Raw genomic sequence first — 19,480 nt, 5'->3', positions numbered from 1 at the left:
AACAGAAAGTTGAGTTAGGGTAGTAAAAGAGCGACCTTTGTAGAGTAGAAATGCAAAAATAAAGAGTATTTCGAAAGATTGAACAGAAGTGTTCAGTTGCTTAACAGAAAGTTGAGTTAGGGTAGTAAAAGAGCGACCTTTGTAGAGTAGAAATGCAGAAATAAGGAGTGTTTCGAAAGATTGAACAGAAGTGTTCAGTTACTTAACAGAAAGTTGAGTTAGGGTAGTAAAAGAGCGATCTTTGTAGAGTAGAAATGCAGAAATAAGGAGTGTTTCTTAAGACTGAACAGAGGTGTTCAGTTGCTTAACAGAAAGTTGAGTTAAGGTAGTAAAAGAGCGATCTTTGTAGAGTAGAAATGTAGAATAAAAATTAGGAATATAGGAGTAGTACTTGCACAATAGGCGCCTACGTGCAATGTCTTTCCATCAGTATATTCTTTCAATAACAGATGAGAGTAGTCTCATCTCGGTATTCATAATCCAATAAAAAATAGAGTCAAGTGTACTTGCTGTCAAAAAGCGAGCAAGGATAACTATGTCTTTATTGTTTATGTATAATCCAATATAAATAATTGAAAATATGATAATTAAAGTATAACCAATCCAAAACCAGTGTGCTAATGAATGAAACAATAATAGCGACGGTAGTGGGCTTCGTTTCATCATTAGCGACATGGTGGGCGGCTAGACGTAAGAGTAAAGCTGAGGTACAAAGCTCAGAGCTCGATAATGTAGAGAAATCTCTAAAATACTATAGGGATATAGTAGATGACTTAGGAATTAAATTAAAAGAAGCTACCAATGAGCTTTATAAAACGTCTAATCTGCACCGTGAGGCTATCGATGAGCTAACTGCTGCTAAGAAGGTAATCATCAATCTAGAACAGAAACTAGAGAAATTGGCTCTACAGAATAAGGAGTTGATTGATGAACTAAGGAAATATAAACAGCTAAATGGCAAGAGAGAATGAGAACACAGTTAGTTAGACAAGCTCAGAGTCAACTCCATGTACAGGAATGGCCTATCAAGAATAATAAAGGACCTGGAGTAAAAAAGTATCTGAACAGCGTAGGACTAGGTGAGGGATATGCGTGGTGTATGGCTTTTGTGTACTGGTGTGTACAAGAGGTGTGTACTGATTATAAACTGTCAAATCCTTTAAAGAAAACGGGAGGAGTTTTAGCTCAATGGAATGCGAGTAAAGAGCTTCGTGTTATGAAACCTGAGGTAGGAGATATCTTCATCATGGACTTTGGAAAAGGATTAGGTCATACAGGTATCGTGATTGCTGTGAATGGTGATGTCATCACAACTATAGAAGGGAATACGAATGATCAAGCAAGTAAAGAAGGGTATATCGTGGCTGAGAAGAAACGTCATGTCCAAACGATCAATAAAGGATTTATCAGCGTGTTTAGTAACTCGTGACGTTATACAGTCTACCCAATCACAAAATCAAAAAAACTATATGAATATGAAAAAGCATGATCGATATATGCTCGTTTTTTTAGTGTTGTTGTTAGCACTTCTATTGATGAGCTGTGGTAGTCGCAAGACAGCGATTAATATGCAACCGACCACCACTGAGCAGGTAACCCAAACGGTAGAAGAAGTAAAGAGGGATACAGTACTGATAATCCCTGCTGATAAGAGTCAGTATGTGGCTGAATTAGCTGTACAAGGAAATAAAATAGTTGTGAAAGATGCGAATATAAAGCGCAGTAAAAACAAGGTGTTACAACCGCCTAAAGTACAGCTCCAGAATAATAAGCTAATCGTGGACTGTGAGTCAGAAGCTCAACGCTTATTCTTCGAATGGAAGGATAAGTTTATCAAAGAACAAAAGGTAGTGGAGACAAGGATACCCGTAGCTGTACCCCTGAATCTATCATGGTGGCAACAGACACAGATATGGCTAGGAAGAGGGTTTATGTTGTTGGTGTTCTTTGGTACAGCAGGCTTTATCATTAAGTCAAGAATATAAAATATTAACCAATCAATAAATAGCACATAGTTGAATAGAGCGTTATATGAGGCTATGTGTATAAATCAATTAATTAACCAATTTAAAAAGTAAAATTATGTCAACAAATGAACAACCAGTAAAAATTAAAGGAGATACATCAACTATTGTTGAATATGGAGGAGAGAACTTTAAAATATTAAAAAAAGAGTCTTTTAATGAATCAGATTATAAAACAAAAATAGTATCTACCTTTGGGATAGATGAACAGGTAGGTGAGTATGCAAAACATAGGCAGATTAGTGCCCCTGGAGTTATAAGTCATGAAGAGGAGTTGAAGGATGGAGATAATTCGATTAGTTTTAGCACTGCAATAACTTCAGATAGGGTAGTCGGTAATATTGTACAAGCTCTTAAGTTTGAAGAAAATGTAATAGAGACAGGGAGTGTGTCTTATGGCTTAATGGGAAGTAATTATACTTTTTTAAATATTATATCAACTGCCTCAGATGGTGTAGGAAGCTTAAATTTAGAAGTTTCTGCATTACAAGGAGCGAGACTTACATTAGATGATAAAAATGTAGTAAGATCTATTAATGGTGTTTTAGCAGATGAGTCTGGAGAGTTACCATTAGAACTGAATGTATTAACTAGTGCTGATGGTACGAAGTTTAAACTAATGGTTTCTAACGAAGGCTTCTTAGGAGTACAAAAGATTCAATAGAACTGATTTATCAATGCCCTAAGCGAACTTAGGGCATTGCCTTTAATATTCCATTCTCTAGGAGTAGTGATTTAGTAGCGATAGTATCTACTAGATCGGTATTATGGTCTGTGATGATGATGATTTTATGTCTAGCAGTGGTTCTAATAGCATCTGCTATAAACTCTTGTAGCAGGGGAGAAATACCTGCGAAGGGTTCGTCTAATAGACAGATAGGCTGAGGTAAGTTTAGAATGTAAAGTGTCTGGATGAGTTGTTGTTCACCTGTTGATAAGTCACTAATCTTAGTATTTAAATATTGATGAAGGGATGTGCTTCGAATCATGTCTTCTTTCACAACATCTTTTACTGTAAGATGCTTAGGAAAGATATTGAATTGTGGTTTATAGCTGAAGTACTGATTAAGCTTATGGCGATTAGTTATTATTTCATTATCCACTTTGATATGGATGTGATCAGGTTTTGTATTACCGAATAAGATTTTCATTAATGTACTTTTACCAGCGCCATTGCGTCCACGAATATTGAGTATATCTCCTGTGGAAGCAGAGAAGTATATGCCCCTGAGTACTGGGTTACTATCAGTCGTGTAGCTAAGGCTGTCAATATGTAGGGTATGGTTATAGGACATGTAATAAATATTGAATGAGACATGTGATGACTAAACAGCATAAAGCGGTTAGGAGTAAGGTTTTTATAATCGGTGTTTGATTGTTGCGGTGATAGAATAGTTCGTTCTTCTTGAAGGTCAGAAAGTAGATACTGTATAGACCTAACGTGATTATAGGGATAAAGAAAAACAGAACATTGCGCATCGCTATACTTAGGATAATATTTAAGGTGAGTATAGATAGTATGTTTCTCCAAGGGATAATCATATTGGGATGCATAAATGTATAGTAGTTAGATTAATAAGGTGTAATGTACCTCTTTTTATTTATTAGAAGGGAATTAAGATAATTTTAATTTAGGAAGAGACTGATTTATTAGATTAGAAGAACAAGTAGGTTATGTTTATAAATAAAGATGATGTTTTCGTTAGAGTGTAAATTAATTGTAAAACTTCATTGTGTCCGTTGGCATTCGATAGTTTTAAGTATATTTGCCTCTAAACTAATAACATCAATATGAATTTCGGTACTATTATTAAAGAGGCACACTCAGGTGTAGCTTATTTAGCCTTGATTTTCTTAGCTATAGTAGCAGTGAATGCTTTTATGGGATTATCAGGGAACAAAGAGTTTAAAGACAAAGACAGAAAATTAGGATTGTTTGGATTGATATTCACTCATATTCAGTTATTATTAGGTCTTGTACTTTATTTTGTATCTCCAATGGTTCAAGGATTTGGAGTAGCAATGAAAGATTCTACATTAAGACTTTATGCTTTAGAGCACCCATTGATTAATATTATCGCGATAGTATTAATTACTATTGGATGGTCTAAACACAAGAAAGCGACAGATAGTAAATCTAAGTTTAAGAAATTTGCGATTTTCTATACATTAGGATTAGTGTTGATTTTATCAAGACTTCCATGGAAAGTATGGATGCCAAGTTTATTCGCTTAAGCTTATAAAAATATAGAGTAAAAAAGGATCTTCGAAAGAAGGTCCTTTTTTTATTGGTATGCTTATTGCAAATATTCGTCTGTTCTATTTTATAAAATATGAAAACATATCAATATTTACTAGCTATATCTTTTGTAATTTTCTTATCGAGTTTCGGTGGGACTACAAGAATCATAAAAGAAAATAATGTGAAAACATCATTGACAAAAGTAACTCCAGATTCTCTAGAGTTAGACAACGATTCTATCGTAATGGGAGAAGAAGAAACAGAAGATTTTATCGTAGTAGATGATGATACACAAGCATCTTATTATCACGATAAATTCACTGGAAGAAAGACTGCTAGTGGAGAGGTGTTTGACAACCAGAAATACACTGCAGCTCATAAAACACTACCGTTTGGGACAAAAGTGAAAGTAACTAACTTAAAGAATAAACGCTTTGTGATATTGACTATTACGGATCGTGGACCATTCGTGAAAGGTAGAAGTATAGATATCTCTAAAAAAGCGTTTGGTGAATTAACTGATAATGTTGGTCGTGGTGTTCTAGATGTAAAAATAGAAAAGTTTATAGGAGAAAATGAAGAACAATTATAGTATAAAATATTATTTTATTGTAATCATTTTGACCTTGTTTTTAGGAAGTTGTTCTTCTGTTAAAAATGGACAATACACTTCTAAAGGTAATTACAAATCGAATGTAACGGCCTCTTATTACCACAAAAAGTTTAATGGAAAGCGTACCGCGAGTGGGGAAAAATTCCACAACTCGGGGATGACAGCCGCACATAAAAGCTTGCCTTTTAATACGAAAGTAAAAGTTACGAACGTAAGTAATAAAAAATCTGTAAAAGTTCGTATTAATGATAGAGGGCCTTTTGTTAAAGGACGCGAAATAGATCTATCTAAAAAAGCCTTCATGAAACTAGCGGATCACAAAGGCGAGGGATTATTACAAGTAGATATTAAAATCATTAAATAATACTACCATTTCTTATAAGGATGATTGGCGATATAAGAGTTATAATACTTTAGATCTCCTGTCACTTCCTCTCCTAACCATATAGGTTTATCGAATTGTTCATTTTCAGCAGTTAATTCTATTTCTGCAAGAATTAAACCTTCATTATCTCCGTGAAAGATATCCACTTCATAAGTGTGTTTACCAACTTGGATAAGATATCTTGTTTTAGATATTACAAAGTCTTCACATAAGGCTATCAGTTGATTTGCTTCATCATAGTTTATTTCTTTTTCCCATTCTAGACGAGAAGTACCTGCGTCATTACTCTTTCCTTTAATGGTGATATAGGCATTAGTGTCTTTTAATCTGATACGAACAGTTCTTTCTGGATGAGAGTTTAGATAACCTTGAGTTATTTTATTCGACTTAAAGGATTGCTCTATGAATTCTAGAGAGTTGACTAGAAATTTTCTTTCTATTTCGATCATGATTGTTAAGAATAAAATGTAATTTTATGCCAAAATAAACGTTTTTATTTTACTAACGATTTAAAAGTAGATTTTTTTTCAAATGAAATTACGACATATGTTGCGCTCACCTCATGGGGTAGAGGAATTGTTTAATAAATATGTTATTGACGGGAAGGTTTATGCTACAGAGGATTTACTTTTTATTGTTGATTTAGTGCATATTTTTAGACCTAAGAATAATAAAAAAATAAATAGAGTATCTATTGATGCGCTCTTAGCTTATCTAAAAACACATGAGATAGAAAGAGTTGCTTTAATGGAATACTTAAAAGACTTGTTATCTAATCGACACTTTAGTCGTATGGTATCAGACGCTGGTATACTACAAGATGCTGATTTCTTCGATGAGGTTAAAAAGAGATTATGGGCCAAGGTGTTGCCTTATCAGCCAGAGAAACAAACGTATGAATACGTTTTAAATCAGGTGTTCTATAAACATACTGATGCTGAATGGGTAGATATGATCCCTGAAGAACAGTTAATAGAATTGTTTACCTTATTAAACTTCAATACTATCTTCACTGAAGAGAAAGATGGTGGTGTCCTTAATGAACTGTTGACATCTATAGATATCATTACTCAACGTATGAGTGGTAGAGCGATGGAGAGCTCGATTATCAATATGGTACCAGAGTATTCTCATTTAGAAAGCCCTTTTAGAGCTTTGGAACAAGAGTTTTCTATCGTATTACAGAGTTTCCATAAAGGAGAAATGAAGTTCTTATTGGAGCATGATATTAACTATAAGCAAATCGTAGTATTGCATAAGCAATGTCAGGAATTTGTAAATCAAGCCTTCAAGAACAGTTCGAAGTATGGTATCTCTATGAAAGTAAACCAAAGTTTACTTAGACTGAGACAACAGCTGGCTAGGGTGTATATTCTTATCTCTATCTTGGTAGTAAAAGAAGGTACAATATTAGAAAGACAACAAAATTCCATAACACTAGCTCGTAAGCTGATAGAATATAACTGTTATAAGTATAATGTGACAGGACTAGTCAAAGAGAGTACACAGCTGATCTCTTATGAGATTACACAACATACTGCTAAAACTGGAGAACATTATATCACGAATACAGGTAAAGAATATTGGCATATGTTCCGTGGTTCTATGGGAGCGGGTATTGTGGTTGGTTTTATGTGTATTTTAAAAGTTTTTGCGCATGAAGCAGATGTAAGTAATTTCGGAGAAGCAATGTTGTATAGTTTAAACTATGCGTTAGGTTTCTGTTTGATTTATTTATTAGGTTTTACTTTAGCTACCAAACAGCCTGCGATGACTGCAGCTACGATTATTACTGCTATTGAGAATGGAAGAAAACAACATATAGATAGTGTAGATAAGCATATTGGTTTTGCTAAGCTATTCGCGAGATTGTTTAGATCACAGTTTATTGCTTTCATTGGTAACGTGATTCTAGCTTTCCCAGTGGCACTTTTGTTGATCTGGGGAATAGATCAGTTGTTTGGTGTAAATATCACTTCTCATGGATGGGATAAAATGTTAATAGATGCAGACCCTATTGAGTCACGTGCTTTATTTCATGCTGGAATAGCAGGAGTGTTCTTATTTATGTCAGGGATTATCTCTGGTAATGTATCGAATAGAAATAAGCATAATAAAGTGTTTTATAGAATTCAAGAGCACCCATGGCTAAAAAGAAATATCGGTGTAGCTAGTACAACGAAATTGGCAAACTGGGTAGATACAAAATGGCCTGGTATTATCTCGAATGTTTGGTTTGGTATTTTTATGGGTACTTGTGGTACGATAGGAGCGTTTATAGGTTTAGGTATTGATATACGCCATATAACATTTGTAAGTGGTAATATTGCTTTAGGATGGTATGGATCAGGCTTTAATGCTCCTGTAAATATGCTTATATGGGCTTTTGTAGGAATGTGGTTGATCGGATTAATGAACTTCTTAGTGAGTTTCTCTTTATCTCTATTCTTAGCATTCAGATCTCGTAACATACCTCTTAAGGAAACTAAGGACTTGATCAAAGCAACTTGGAGACATTTTAAGAGTTTTCCGATGGAGTTCTTTTTACCTACATCAAGTGTAATCGTAGATAAACCTGCACAGCAGACAGGGGATAAGAAGGAAACTAAGTAATTTATTTGTATATAAAATAAGAGGGGGCTATTACACGTGTAGTAGCCCCCTCTTTGATTAATTGATGTCGTTAGAATCAGTTCCTGTTTTAGATTGACTTTGATGACTTCGAGTATTCTTTAGACTAGTTTTCAACATTTCTGATTGTTCTGCGAATTCTAATCGAGAGACATTGATGTAATCTTCTAAATTATGTATGTTTTTGGCTAGCTTTCTAAGTGATGCTCTATCGCTTTTGATAAAGAGCTCACTCTGCATATTTGCTTCTTCGTGGCTAAAGCCTAGTTTTTCTAACATAACTCCTCCTACATAGACAGCAGAGAAGAAAGTCTCCCTATATACTTCTGTAAGACCATCCTGTAAGTATTCATAAGCATTCTTACGGTTCTTCGCTCTTACAATAACTTCTACATTAGGGAAGTTCTTACGAAGTACAGCTACTAGTTGTTGATTTAGTTCAGGAGGGTCCATTGCTGCAATAACGTAATCGGCTTGATCCACACCAATAGACTTTAATATATTAATAGAAGTAGCATCTCCATAATAAACATTAAAGCCTAATTTGCGCAAATGGTCTACACGTTCTGCGTCATTATCAAGAACTAGTGTAGGTACATCATTGGCTTGCAATAGTCGCCCAATAGTATTACCAAAGTCTCCGAACCCTGCAATTACAATTTTCTTTTCAGCAGTAATATGTGATAGATCGTCATATTCTTGTTTGTCTGTAGTAGAAGGGCTTAATCCTAAGTAAGGAGCAATCCATTTCTCATTAAGAAGTAACAAGATAGGTGTCACTACCATAGACAGTGCTGTCGTAGCTAGTAAGTAATCATACCACTGTTGGTTGATTAGATTAATCGTTTTACCTAATGCTAAGATAACGAAAGCGAACTCCCCAACTTGTGATAGTAAGATAGCAAATAAGAAGTTCTGATCTTTTGGGAACTTCTTCCACTTTCCAATAGCTAGTAAAACAATAGTTTTAATTGCCATAGTACCTACTAGTAAGCTAGCGATAATAAGTGGTTCATTGATAATAATCTGGAAGTTGATAGTAGAACCTACTGCAATAAAGAAAATTCCTAAGAGGAGTGCTTTAAAGGGTTCTATATCACTTTCTAGCTGATGCTTATATGGATTATTCGCTAATACTACCCCTGCGATAAAGGCTCCTAGAGCTGGTGATAAACCTACCATCTGCATTAATAGTGATACTCCAATCACTAGTAATAAAGCTGAAGCAGTATAAATTTCTCTAATCTGTAAACGACCTACTGATTTAAATAGAGGGTTTACAATATAATTACCTACTAAGAAGATAATAGATATAGCTCCAAGAATAGCTAGTGTTTTCATAAAAACAGGGGCTCCATCTAACCAGCTATTTGCCTCTGTAGAAATAGGTGTTTTAGTCGAAACGGCTAATAGTGGGATAATAGCCATCATCGGGATAACCATAATATCTTGGAAGAGAAGTACGGCAAAACTTGATTTACCTGCATTGGATTGGTTTAATCCCCGTTCAGATATAGTCTGTAAGATAATCGCCGTAGATGACATGGTGATTACAAACCCCATAGTCAAAGAGGTTCCGATACTTAAACCAACCCCCCAATGGGCAATGGCTGCCACGATAGCAGTAGTTCCTACTGCCTGGGCGGTACCAAGTCCAATAATCTCATTCTTAATTTTCCAAAACTCTTTGGGGTCTAGTTCTAACCCCACAAGGAACAGCATCATCACAACACCGAATTCGGTAGCATGCATGATGTCAGCACTGTCATTTCCAACAAACTTTAGTACAAAAGGGCCAATAAGTACACCTGCAAAAAGGTATCCTAATACAGACCCCATTCCTAATTTCTTAGAAATTAGAACGCATACAACAGCTGCAAATAGAAAGACAAATGCTTGTGCCAAAAAATCATTCATTACGTATAGCTATTTTTTTAGTTAATCAATAATGATGTAATTATCATTATATGTTTTCATAGTTCTTACAAAATTAAAAAAAGAGAATAGGATTATTAAGAATATATTTAAAAAAAAGAAGATTATTTTTGTACAAGATGTTTTTTAGGTCTGAATAGATAATTAGTTGATTAGATGAATCGTAAGATTATACATGTCGATATGGATGCTTTCTACGCTTCTGTAGAGCAATTAGACTTTCCTGAACTAAGGGGGAAGGCGCTAGCTGTGGGAGGTAGTGAAGAGAGAGGTGTTATCGCGGCAGCTAGTTATGAAGCTAGGAAGTATGGAGTACGTAGTGCAATGAGTGCGATGATGGCAAAGAAGAATTGTCCTCACCTTATTTTTGTTAAACCTCGATTTGAAAGATATAAAGAGGTGTCTCGTATTATTCGATCTGTTTTTTATGAATATACTGACCTAGTAGAACCATTAGCATTAGATGAAGCATTCTTAGATGTAACAGAGAATAAGATAGGATGTCCCAGTGCTACGTTGATAGCCCATGAGATTAGGATGAAGATATTAGAGCGAACAGGCTTAACAGCTTCAGCTGGTATTTCGATTAATAAGTTTTTGGCAAAAATAGCAAGTGATTACAATAAGCCTAATGGACAGAAAACGATAGAACCTGATGAGGTGATTAATTTCTTAGAAGAACTAGAAATAAAGAAGTTCTTTGGGATTGGAAAAAAGACTGCGGATAGAATGTATCATTTGGGAATATTCACAGGTAAAGATTTAAAAGCAAAATCAGTAGAGTTTTTAACAGAGCATTTCGGAAAGGCAGGACAAATATATTATGATATTGTAAGAGGTCTTAGCAATTCTCCTGTAAGACCTAATCGAACTATAAAATCAGTAGGTACAGAACGGACGTTCGATGAGAATCTTTCTTCAGAGGTCTTTATTGAGACAAAGCTTGACATGTTAGTAGAAGAACTAAGTTTGCGTTTAAAGAAACAAAGCTTAGGAGGAAAGACTATTACATTGAAGATTAAGTACTCTGATTTTGTACAACAAACACGTAGTACTACTGTTCCTTATTTTGTATCAGATAAAGAGATTATTCTTGATTTAGCAAAGGTGTTATTATATCAAGAAAAACTAAAGGATTCTGTCCGATTAATAGGTGTGTCGCTTTCTAATCTTAATACAGATGAAAAGAAGAAGCCTATAGCAGTACAATTAAGTTTTGATTTTTAATTTTGTATAAATCTGAGAGGTACTTTAGTATTTTGAAGATTGTAATTTTAATGTGTTTAAAGAATGATAAAACCAGCATATTTAAAGAAAGGAGATAAAGTAGCTATTGTGTGTACTGCTAGAAAGTTTAGTCATGAAGAAGCGAAGCAAGCAATCGCTCTGTTAGAATCATGGGGACTCGAAGTAGTATTAGGAGATACTATTGGTTTAGATAATTATCAACTAGGAGGAACAGATCAACAAAGAGCGAGTGATTTTACAAAACAACTAAAAGATCCTAATATAAAAGCGATATGGTGTGCTAGAGGTGGATACGGTACAGTGCGTATTATTGATGATATTGACTTTAGTGGTTTTGTTGACAATCCGAAATGGGTAATAGGCTTTAGTGATGTTACAGTATTACATAGCCATATTCATAATCTAGGAGTAGAGACTATACATGGACTTATGGCTTTTAGTGTAGAGAAGTCTTTAGTAGAGTCAAGAGATTCGTTATATAAAAGCTTATTTGGTGAAGGGCTTGCTTACGAAATAGAAAGTGATAATAGCAATAGACTTGGTACTGCAAAGGGGCAGTTAGTTGGAGGCAACTTATCTATATTATATAGTCTTTTAGGCTCTAAGTCTTCAGTTGATACAAAAGGGAAAGTACTTTTCATAGAAGACTTAGATGAATATTTATATCATATTGACCGTATGATGCATAATCTAAAGCGAAATGGCATGTTAGAAGGTTTGGTTGGTTTAGTTGTTGGAGGCATGACAGATATGCATGATAACGCAATACCTTTTGGTTATGATGCAAAGCAAATTATACTGTCTATAACAGCAGAGTATGATTATCCTATTGTTTTTAATTTTCCTGCAGGGCATGGGGTTAGTAATTTAGCATTGAATCTAGGTAGTCAAGTTCACTTAAAAGTCGATTCAGATAAAGTACAATTAAAGTTTATATAAAATGGCTAAACATCATGAGGTAGGTAAAGAAGGAGAGAATGCTGCTGTCGATTTTTTGATTAAACGAGGATATGAGATTCTTGCTAGAAATTATTTTGCTGAGAAAACAGAATTAGATATTGTTGCTTTAAAAGATAATATCCTTGTTTTTGTTGAAGTCAAGACAAGAAGCTCTCTTGATTTTGGTACCCCTCAAGGTTTTGTAAATAATCGGAAGATAAAATTACTGATTAAAGCTGCTAATCTGTTTATTACCGAATTTGAAAGAGAAGAAGAAGTTCGTTTTGATATTATTGGTATTTATAAGAAAGGAGAAACTTTTGATATCGAACATATAGAGGATGCTTTTTATTTCTTCTAAATAGAGGATGATTATAATTCTCTAAAAAATGCCTGATTCTAGAAGGCTGAAATGTAGATTTTGTAAGGAGTATACTCTTTTGGTATATAGTTATTTAAAAAAAGTCTTAATAAGGTTTGTTTCTTATTTAGAATCAATTTATTTTTGCACTCATTAAATGAGTCTAAATAATATATCATAGTATGAAATTATTCAATACTTTGGTACTTACTATTTTTGGGGTAGTAGTAGGTATCGCTCAAAACTCTACGGTAAAAGGACGTATAGTTGATGAATCTAACAAACCTATTCCTTTTGCAACAGTTGAAATCGTTGAATTAAATGTTGCTACTCAAACGGATAATAACGGAGAGTTTGTTTTCAATAATCTTAAAAAAGGAAAACAAACGCTAAGAGCTAGTTTTATTGGGTTTGGCAATGTATCTAAAACATTAAATGTTGATAAAGATGCTGAGGTAACAAACTTTGTATTAAAACAAGTTGATAATTCTCTTTCTAATATTACTGTTTATGGGAAGAGTAATAAAAATGTAAAGAAACTTCAAAACTTGACAAGACTACCTTTAGGTATACAAGATCAAGTACAAAATATTTCTATTGTTTCTGATGCTATTATTGAAGAACAAGGAGCTTTGACTGTGACAGAAGCGGCACGTAACGTAGCTGGTGTTACTCAGTTTTCTAGCTATGGAGGTGTGAAAGAAAGTATGTCTATTCGTGGATTTAGAGGAACACCAATATTAAAGAATGGGGTTGCTTTAGATTCTGATTTTAGAACAGCTGCAGGAATTGTGGATATGCAGGGAATAGAAAGTGTACAAGTTATCAAAGGATCTGCAGCTATCAACCAAGGTATTGGTAATGGATTAGGTGCAGCTGGAGGGGTAATAAATGTAGTTACTAAAACACCTAACTTTAAAAATAAAAGAGAAATAGGTTTTAGAGCTGGTAGTTACGGGCAGGTACGTCCTACAGTTGATTTCGAACAGGTACTAGATAAGAAAGAAACGGTATCATTCCGTTTTAATGGTGCTTATGAAAGAAATGATGGCTTTAGAGCATATACTGGAAATGATAAATATTATTTAAATCCTTCGATTACTTATAAACCAGATGAAAAAACAACAGTTACAGCTGAGTTAGATTATTTGGAATCTAATGCAGTACCAGATTTAGGTACTACTAACTTAGGACCTGATAATGTGAATAAGCTTTATGATATGCCACATAATAAGTTCTTAGGTTATAAGGATAATTACCTAAAAACAAATATTCTTTCTTATGCTTTAAGAGTTGAAAGAGAGTTAACAGATAAGTTAAGCTTAAGAGTTTCTGCAGTGACTGCTGTAAATAGAAATGATCAAGAGAATATTGGTGTTAGTAAAAATAAAAAACTTGGATATGATTATTTAAATAGATCAATGTCTAAGTCTAATACAAAAGACGAAAATAGTGTTGTTCAAATTGACTTAGTAGGTAAAGACTTTAATACGGGAGGATTAAAACACACTTTCCAAGTAGGTTTTGATTTTAGACAAACTACAGTTACTTCAAATAGTTATGATACTTATTTTAATAATAAGAAACTAGGTAGAGGAGATTTCATTGACACAATTTACGTTTTAGGAGATTGGTCTAATGATCGTCCTGATGGAGTGACTTTTGGTCATAAAGAAGAGACTGTTATAACTACACCTACCATTGGTTTTATGGCACAAGATTATATCCAAGTAGGAGAATATGTGCGTGCTTTATTAGGAGTGCGCTATAGTAGACTAAATGGAAATAATACTGAGAATGCTACTGTAGATAGATGGAATCCAATCTTTGGATTGATTGTTTCGCCAACTAAAAATATTAATGTATTTGGATCTTATACAACTACAACAAGTTTAAGACAATCTAACAATCAATTAGCTAGTGGTGGTGTTGGTGGTCCACAAGATACTAAACAGTTTGAAACAGGAGTTAAAACAAGTTGGTTTAATGAACAATTATTGTTCAACGTAACATACTTTAATGCTAAAAACAGCAATTTATTAGCTCAAGTTTATGATGCTAGTGGTAATGCTGTTACTGGTATTTACGAAAAAGCAGGTAATTTAAATCGTCAAGGAGTTGAAATTGATTTGACAGGTAAGATTACAAATAATTTGCAAGTAATGATGGGATATGCTTATCTAGATGCACAGTATAAAGATAGCCCTGTTTATTATGAAGGTTCAGCACCGATGAACGCACCAAAACATACAGCTAATGGATGGGTGAATTACCAATTTGATGGATCGTGGAAAGGATTAACAGTTGGAGCAGGAGCTTATTTTGTAGGGAAGAGACCTGTTAATGAGTACAGTTTAACACCTAACGCGGCTCATGGAACGATGGCAGGAGTAGAACCGTTTGATATGCCTGATTATACTACAATCAATGCACAAGTTTCTTACTCATTTAAAAATGCTACTTTAAGAGTATTCGCAAATAATATTTTTGATAATAGAGGTTATACTTCATATTATAGAGGAGGATACATCAATGAGATTGCACCTAGAAATTTTGCAGCTCAGTTAACTTATAGATTCTAATTAAAACAATTGAATTAGTAAATAAAAACACGACTTTACTCGCAGAGTAGAGTCGTGTTTTGTGATTATAGACCTTTTTATGAAGACAAAAAAGAAGAATGCCTTTCGAAAATTAATGAACGATTTACATTTATGGTTAGGTATAGCCAGTTCATTAATATTATTTGTTGTGTGTCTAACAGGAACAATCTATACTTTTAAAAGTGAGATTCAGCAAATGCTTGCACCAGATATGTATAAGCTGACAGTTGTTAAGGATGAGGTTTTACCTATTGATACCATGAAGGCTTTTGTTGAATCTACTTACCAAGGAAAAGTACAACGTGTAAGTATAAAAAATAAGAAGAACGCTCCTTATGTTTTTTCTGTAGGATTTAAAGACAAGGATAAGAAGAACGAAACCGTTTATCTCAACCCTTATACTAATGAAATAGTAGGAGTTGGTAGAGGTCCAGCAGATGAGTTTTTTATGACTGTATTTAAGTTACATAGATGGCTATTATTAGATATGAAAATAGGAAGACCTATTGTAGGAATAGCGACTGTTATTTTTGTTTTTCTTTCTATATCAGGTCTGATACTATGGTTCCCTAAAAAGATAAAAGGTTGGAAGAGTATAAAGCCAGGTTTTAAAATTAAGTTTAATGCAAATTGGAAACGTATTAATCACGACTTACACAATACATTAGGTTTTTATACTCTTATTATTGTTTTGATTATGTCTTTGACAGGATTGTGTTGGTCTTTTGAATGGTATAAGGATGGTTTAAGTTCTGTTTTAGGAGCAAAGGTATTCGGTGGACGTAATGAGGTCAAACCAGAATCTACTTTGACAGAAGGAGCTAAGACTTTAGATTTATCTGACGTTATACAACGAGCTAATCAAACTATCTCATACGAATATAGAACGATGACTGTATCCTTTCCAAAAGGAGATAAAGGATCTTTTGAAGTCAGTAAAAATGAAGCAGCACGTTTTAACGAAACTGTGACTGACAGAGTGTTTATAGATCAATATTCTGGTGATATTATTAGACAAGATATGTTTAGTGATAAGAGTGTAGGAGAGAAGGTAGCTAGTTCTATTCGCGCTTTACACTTTGGAGATATCTATGGAATGTTTTCTAAAGTTATTTACTTCATTGTCTGTTTGATAGCTACAAGTTTGCCGATAACAGGTATTTTTATCTGGATAAATAAGATGAAGAAGGGGACTTCTAATAAAGTATAACATTTCTTTATAATTCAGATGTTTTTATGTTTAATAAAAAATGTAACTTTGCTTAATAACCTAATTTTAGATTTATATTATGTATCCAGAAGAAATAGTAAAACCGATGCGTCAAGAATTAGTTGATGCAGGATTTGAATCATTACATACAGGAGCTGATGTAGAAGCAGCTTTACAAAAAGAAGGAACTACACTAGTAGTTGTAAACTCAGTATGTGGATGTGCTGCGCGTAATGCACGTCCAGCAGCAGTAATGAGTTTAGGAGGAGAGAAAAAACCTACTAATGTAATCACTGTATTCGCAGGAGTAGATAAAGAGGCAGTAGATGTTGCTCGTCAGCACATGTTCCCATTCCCTCCGTCATCTCCTTCTATGGCTTTGTTTAAAAATGGTGAATTAGTTCACATGTTAGAAAGACATCACATTGAAGGAAATACTGCTGATGCTATAGCAGAGAACTTAATGGATGCTTATAAAGAATTTTGTTAAGAAAGAAGACCACTAAACGGTGGTCTTTTTTTATTCTATCTTCGTTATTAGTACGTTAATCGATTCTAGTTAATTTGTTTATAAATATTTTTTAAGCAGATACTTTTTATGTAATTTCACAAACATAGTGACTTAGATAAGCGTTAATTTGCGAAGTATGTTTATTGTTGTATATATGTTTAAGTGTATATTTGCGATAAACTAATCGATTAATGCAAAAAATAATATCCTACCCTATATCCATACTATTTGTGATTATTATGCTAATAGTATTATGTGTATTTCACGCCTTACAGTGGATTGCATTTAACTTGTTTGGATATAAAGCTCATAACATTACTGTTAATGGACTTGTATGGTGGCTAATGGCCTGTACAGGAATCCTTGGTACGAGTTATAAGTTCCGTCAAGAAGAGGAGCTTCCTACAGATCGTCCGATCATATTTGTATCTAATCACCAGAGTATGTTTGATATTCCGATGATTATTTGGTTTTTTAGAAAGAATCACCCAAAGTTTGTCAGCAAAAAAGAACTAGGAAAAGGGTTCCCTAGTGTGTCCTATAATCTTAACCATGGAGGCTCTGTATTAATAGACCGTAAGGATGCTAAGCAGGCGCTAAGTGCTATTAAAGGATTAGGACAGTATATTACTAAGCATAACCGATCTGCAGTAATCTTCCCAGAAGGGACACGTAGTAGAGACGGTAAGTTGAAGAGGTTCTCTGAGAATGGAGTTAAAATGCTTTGTAAGTTTGCTCCTGATGCATTAGTTGTGCCTTTGACCATTAATAATTCTTGGAAGATATTCCGTTTCGGAAACTTCCCTTATGGGTTAGGAGCTAAAATAAGCTTATATGCTCATCAACCTTTTGCTGTGAAAGAGTATTCTTTCGAGGAAATTATGAAGAGATGTGAAGAACAAATCAAATCAAAACTAGAATAAGTTTCTAAATATAAACTAGTCTTTTACTACTATCAAGCAAACTAAACCAAGAAGTAGTATAAAGACATAAACATAATAATATGTCTATAAAGAATGTTCGCCTAGAAGTAATGCAATTCTTAGAAAAGAATATTGATAGCTTCGTAGAAAGTTATCTGATCCCCGTAGAGAAAATATGGCAACCATCAGACTTATTACCAGACTCAGAAGGTGAAAACTTTTTGGAAGAGGTAAAAGAATTAAGAGAATACGCTAAAGAATTACCTTATGATTTTTGGGTTGTTTTAGTAGGTGATACAATCACTGAAGAGGCATTGCCAACGTATGAATCATGGTTGATGGATGTAGAAGGAGTGAACCAAAAAGATGGTGAAGGTGGTAATGGATGGGCTAAATGGTTACGTCACTGGACTGGTGAAGAGAACCGTCACGGAGATCTTCTTAATAAGTATCTATATTTATCTGGTAGAGTAGATATGAAAGAGATAGAGATTACTACTCATCACTTGATTAATGATGGTTTTGATCCAGGTACTGATAGAGACCCTTATAAGAACTTTGTATTTACGAGTTTCCAAGAGTTAGCGACTTATATTTCTCATAATCGTGTAGCTAAATTAGCGAAGCAGTATGGAGACCATAAGTTGTCTAAGATCTGTAGATTGATTGCAGGAGATGAGATGAGACATCACCATGCATATAGTGAGTTTGTTGACCGTATCTTTAAAGTAGATCCTAGCGAAATGTTATTAGCATTTGTGGATATGATGAAGAGAAAGATCACGATGCCTGCTAACCTAATTCGTGAATCAGGAGGTAAGATGGGGGATGCTTTTGAGCTGTTCTCTGATTCTGCACAGCGAATAGGTGTTTATACAGCACATGATTATATCGATATTATGCAGAAATTAATTGACCGTTGGCAAGTAGCAGAGTTGAATAATCTTACTGATGACGCAGAGAAAGCAAGAGATTATTTAATGAAGTTGCCAGCGCGTATGGCTAGAGTAGCTGACCGTATGACCATCGGTAAAGAAGAACACATATTTAAGTGGGTTAAACCAGCCCTTATTAAATAATAAATACACAATACAATAGATATGGACAAGCGTATAGATCAAGTTATCCTTTATGTAAAGAAAGAGTTACAGCAAGCGGAGAGCGGTCACGACTGGTTCCACATTGAACGAGTTTATAAGAATGCTATGAACATCGTACAAGGAGAGGGAGAAGTGAATCTAGAAATAGTGAAGCTAATAGCCCTACTGCACGATATAGCAGATAGTAAATTTCACAATGGAGATGAAACAGTAGGCCCAACCAAAGCTAGAGAGCTATTAGAGAATCTAGGATATGACGCAAATACTATTGACCATGTTGTAAAAGGAATTGAAAATATATCTTTTAAAGGAGGTAACTTTAATCAAGCTTTTCGTTCTAAAGAATTAGATATCGTACAAGACGCAGATCGATTAGATGCTATTGGTGCTATTGGTATCGCTAGAACATTCAATTACGGTGGGTATAAGAATAATTTGATTCACGACCCTAGTATTGATCCTAAGATTGGAATGTCTAAAGAAGAGTATAAGAAGAACGTAGGAACTACGATTAATCACTTCTATGAGAAACTACTTCGTTTAAAGGATTTAATGAATACCGAAACAGGAAAACAATTAGCAGAAGGAAGACATCGCTTTATGGAGTCTTTTCTTAGCCAGTTCTACGATGAGTGGGAAGGTAATGCTTAATACGTTTTATAAAAATAAGAAGAAGCCATTCGTATGAATGGCTTTTTTTATGCCCTCTAAAGCGGTTATTTCTGATAGAAATCAAATAGTAAAGCATTTTTCGA

At 34.2% G+C, this 19,480-nt stretch carries 20 protein-coding genes; 17 read left to right on the top strand and 3 right to left on the bottom strand.

What is annotated here, in order from left to right; translation table 11 throughout:
• The first annotated feature begins 620 nt into the window (after nt 1–620).
• The 4 genes from AABL87_RS15530 (at nt 621) to AABL87_RS15515 (ending at nt 2,688) form a co-directional block, all read left to right on the top strand.
• Nucleotides 621–971, top strand: a complete 351-nt coding sequence (locus AABL87_RS15530; protein ID WP_006259913.1) for a hypothetical protein — start codon at nt 621–623, stop codon at nt 969–971.
• Nucleotides 968–1,429, top strand: a complete 462-nt coding sequence (locus AABL87_RS15525) for a CHAP domain-containing protein (RefSeq protein ID WP_006266700.1) — start codon at nt 968–970, stop codon at nt 1,427–1,429. The genes AABL87_RS15530 and AABL87_RS15525 overlap by 4 nt, the downstream gene beginning before the upstream one ends.
• A 46-nt stretch (nt 1,430–1,475) precedes the next feature.
• Nucleotides 1,476–1,985 carry a hypothetical protein gene (locus AABL87_RS15520; RefSeq protein ID WP_232297433.1) on the top strand — a complete coding sequence of 170 codons (510 nt, stop codon included), beginning with the start codon at nt 1,476–1,478 and terminating at the stop codon, nt 1,983–1,985.
• A 97-nt stretch (nt 1,986–2,082) separates the two neighbouring features.
• Nucleotides 2,083–2,688: a hypothetical protein gene (locus AABL87_RS15515; RefSeq protein ID WP_006259910.1), complete on the top strand. Its 606-nt coding sequence runs from the start codon at nt 2,083–2,085 to the stop codon at nt 2,686–2,688.
• Nucleotides 2,689–2,716: 28 nt separating this feature from the next.
• On the opposite strand, the gene AABL87_RS15510 is transcribed toward AABL87_RS15515, so the two are convergent.
• Complete coding sequence (locus tag AABL87_RS15510) at nt 2,717–3,319, bottom strand: ATP-binding cassette domain-containing protein (protein ID WP_341277580.1); 603 nt, start codon at nt 3,317–3,319, stop codon at nt 2,717–2,719.
• A gap of 496 nt (nt 3,320–3,815) precedes the next feature.
• Here AABL87_RS15510 and AABL87_RS15505 point away from each other — a divergent pair, with 496 nt between their 5' ends.
• The 3 genes from AABL87_RS15505 to AABL87_RS15495 all read left to right on the top strand — a co-directional run bounded on the left by AABL87_RS15505 (nt 3,816) and on the right by AABL87_RS15495 (nt 5,243).
• Nucleotides 3,816–4,259: a hypothetical protein gene (locus AABL87_RS15505; RefSeq protein ID WP_006259908.1), complete on the top strand. Its 444-nt coding sequence runs from the start codon at nt 3,816–3,818 to the stop codon at nt 4,257–4,259.
• Nucleotides 4,260–4,357: 98 nt separating this feature from the next.
• On the top strand, nt 4,358–4,858 hold the full coding sequence (locus AABL87_RS15500) for a septal ring lytic transglycosylase RlpA family protein (protein ID WP_073144163.1): 501 nt from the start codon (nt 4,358–4,360) through the stop codon (nt 4,856–4,858).
• A complete protein-coding gene (locus AABL87_RS15495; RefSeq protein WP_006262406.1) occupies nt 4,842–5,243 on the top strand; it encodes a septal ring lytic transglycosylase RlpA family protein in 402 nt (133 codons plus the stop codon). The genes AABL87_RS15500 and AABL87_RS15495 overlap by 17 nt, the downstream gene beginning before the upstream one ends.
• Nucleotides 5,244–5,245: 2 nt before the next feature.
• Here the strand turns inward: AABL87_RS15495 and AABL87_RS15490 are convergent, their stop codons facing one another.
• The gene (locus tag AABL87_RS15490) at nt 5,246–5,713 is read right to left on the bottom strand and encodes a CYTH domain-containing protein (protein ID WP_006259905.1); all 468 of its coding nucleotides are present in this window, start codon (nt 5,711–5,713) and stop codon (nt 5,246–5,248) included.
• A gap of 97 nt (nt 5,714–5,810) precedes the next feature.
• Here AABL87_RS15490 and AABL87_RS15485 point away from each other — a divergent pair, with 97 nt between their 5' ends.
• Complete coding sequence (locus tag AABL87_RS15485) at nt 5,811–7,877, top strand: site-specific recombinase (RefSeq protein ID WP_006262405.1); 2,067 nt, start codon at nt 5,811–5,813, stop codon at nt 7,875–7,877.
• A gap of 57 nt (nt 7,878–7,934) precedes the next feature.
• Here AABL87_RS15485 and AABL87_RS15480 read toward each other — a convergent pair whose 3' ends face one another.
• Complete coding sequence (locus tag AABL87_RS15480; protein WP_006259903.1) at nt 7,935–9,812, bottom strand: monovalent cation:proton antiporter-2 (CPA2) family protein; 1,878 nt, start codon at nt 9,810–9,812, stop codon at nt 7,935–7,937.
• Nucleotides 9,813–9,986: 174 nt separating this feature from the next.
• Here AABL87_RS15480 and dinB point away from each other — a divergent pair, with 174 nt between their 5' ends.
• From dinB to AABL87_RS15435, 9 genes are all read left to right on the top strand, one after another.
• Nucleotides 9,987–11,057: a DNA polymerase IV gene (gene dinB, locus AABL87_RS15475; RefSeq protein WP_006259902.1), complete on the top strand. Its 1,071-nt coding sequence runs from the start codon at nt 9,987–9,989 to the stop codon at nt 11,055–11,057.
• Between the two features lie 63 nt (nt 11,058–11,120).
• Entirely contained in the window at nt 11,121–12,017 is an 897-nt protein-coding gene (locus AABL87_RS15470; RefSeq protein ID WP_006259901.1) for a S66 peptidase family protein, read from the top strand.
• 1 nt (nt 12,018) lies between these two features.
• Nucleotides 12,019–12,378, top strand: coding sequence for a YraN family protein (locus AABL87_RS15465; RefSeq protein ID WP_016650239.1), 360 nt, complete (start codon nt 12,019–12,021; stop codon nt 12,376–12,378).
• 182 nt (nt 12,379–12,560) lie between these two features.
• Nucleotides 12,561–14,960 (top strand): TonB-dependent receptor, encoded by a 2,400-nt coding sequence (locus AABL87_RS15460; protein WP_006262401.1) that lies wholly within the window; start codon nt 12,561–12,563, stop codon nt 14,958–14,960.
• 79 nt (nt 14,961–15,039) lie between these two features.
• On the top strand, nt 15,040–16,191 hold the full coding sequence (locus AABL87_RS15455) for a PepSY-associated TM helix domain-containing protein (RefSeq protein WP_341277579.1): 1,152 nt from the start codon (nt 15,040–15,042) through the stop codon (nt 16,189–16,191).
• A gap of 79 nt (nt 16,192–16,270) precedes the next feature.
• Complete coding sequence (locus AABL87_RS15450) at nt 16,271–16,681, top strand: BrxA/BrxB family bacilliredoxin (protein ID WP_006259897.1); 411 nt, start codon at nt 16,271–16,273, stop codon at nt 16,679–16,681.
• A 212-nt stretch (nt 16,682–16,893) separates the two neighbouring features.
• Nucleotides 16,894–17,625, top strand: a complete 732-nt coding sequence (locus AABL87_RS15445; protein ID WP_006259896.1) for a lysophospholipid acyltransferase family protein — start codon at nt 16,894–16,896, stop codon at nt 17,623–17,625.
• A gap of 80 nt (nt 17,626–17,705) precedes the next feature.
• Nucleotides 17,706–18,704 (top strand): acyl-ACP desaturase, encoded by a 999-nt coding sequence (locus AABL87_RS15440; protein ID WP_006259895.1) that lies wholly within the window; start codon nt 17,706–17,708, stop codon nt 18,702–18,704.
• Between the two features lie 21 nt (nt 18,705–18,725).
• The gene (locus AABL87_RS15435; protein ID WP_341277578.1) at nt 18,726–19,376 is read left to right on the top strand and encodes an HD domain-containing protein; all 651 of its coding nucleotides are present in this window, start codon (nt 18,726–18,728) and stop codon (nt 19,374–19,376) included.
• Nucleotides 19,377–19,480: the final 104 nt, after the last annotated feature.

The organism is Myroides sp. C4067 (assembly GCF_038039665.1).
Lineage (GTDB): Bacteria > Bacteroidota > Bacteroidia > Flavobacteriales > Flavobacteriaceae > Flavobacterium > Flavobacterium odoratimimum.
The sequence above is the reverse complement of the archived record's forward strand: the minus strand, read 5'-3'. Positions and strand labels throughout refer to the sequence as shown.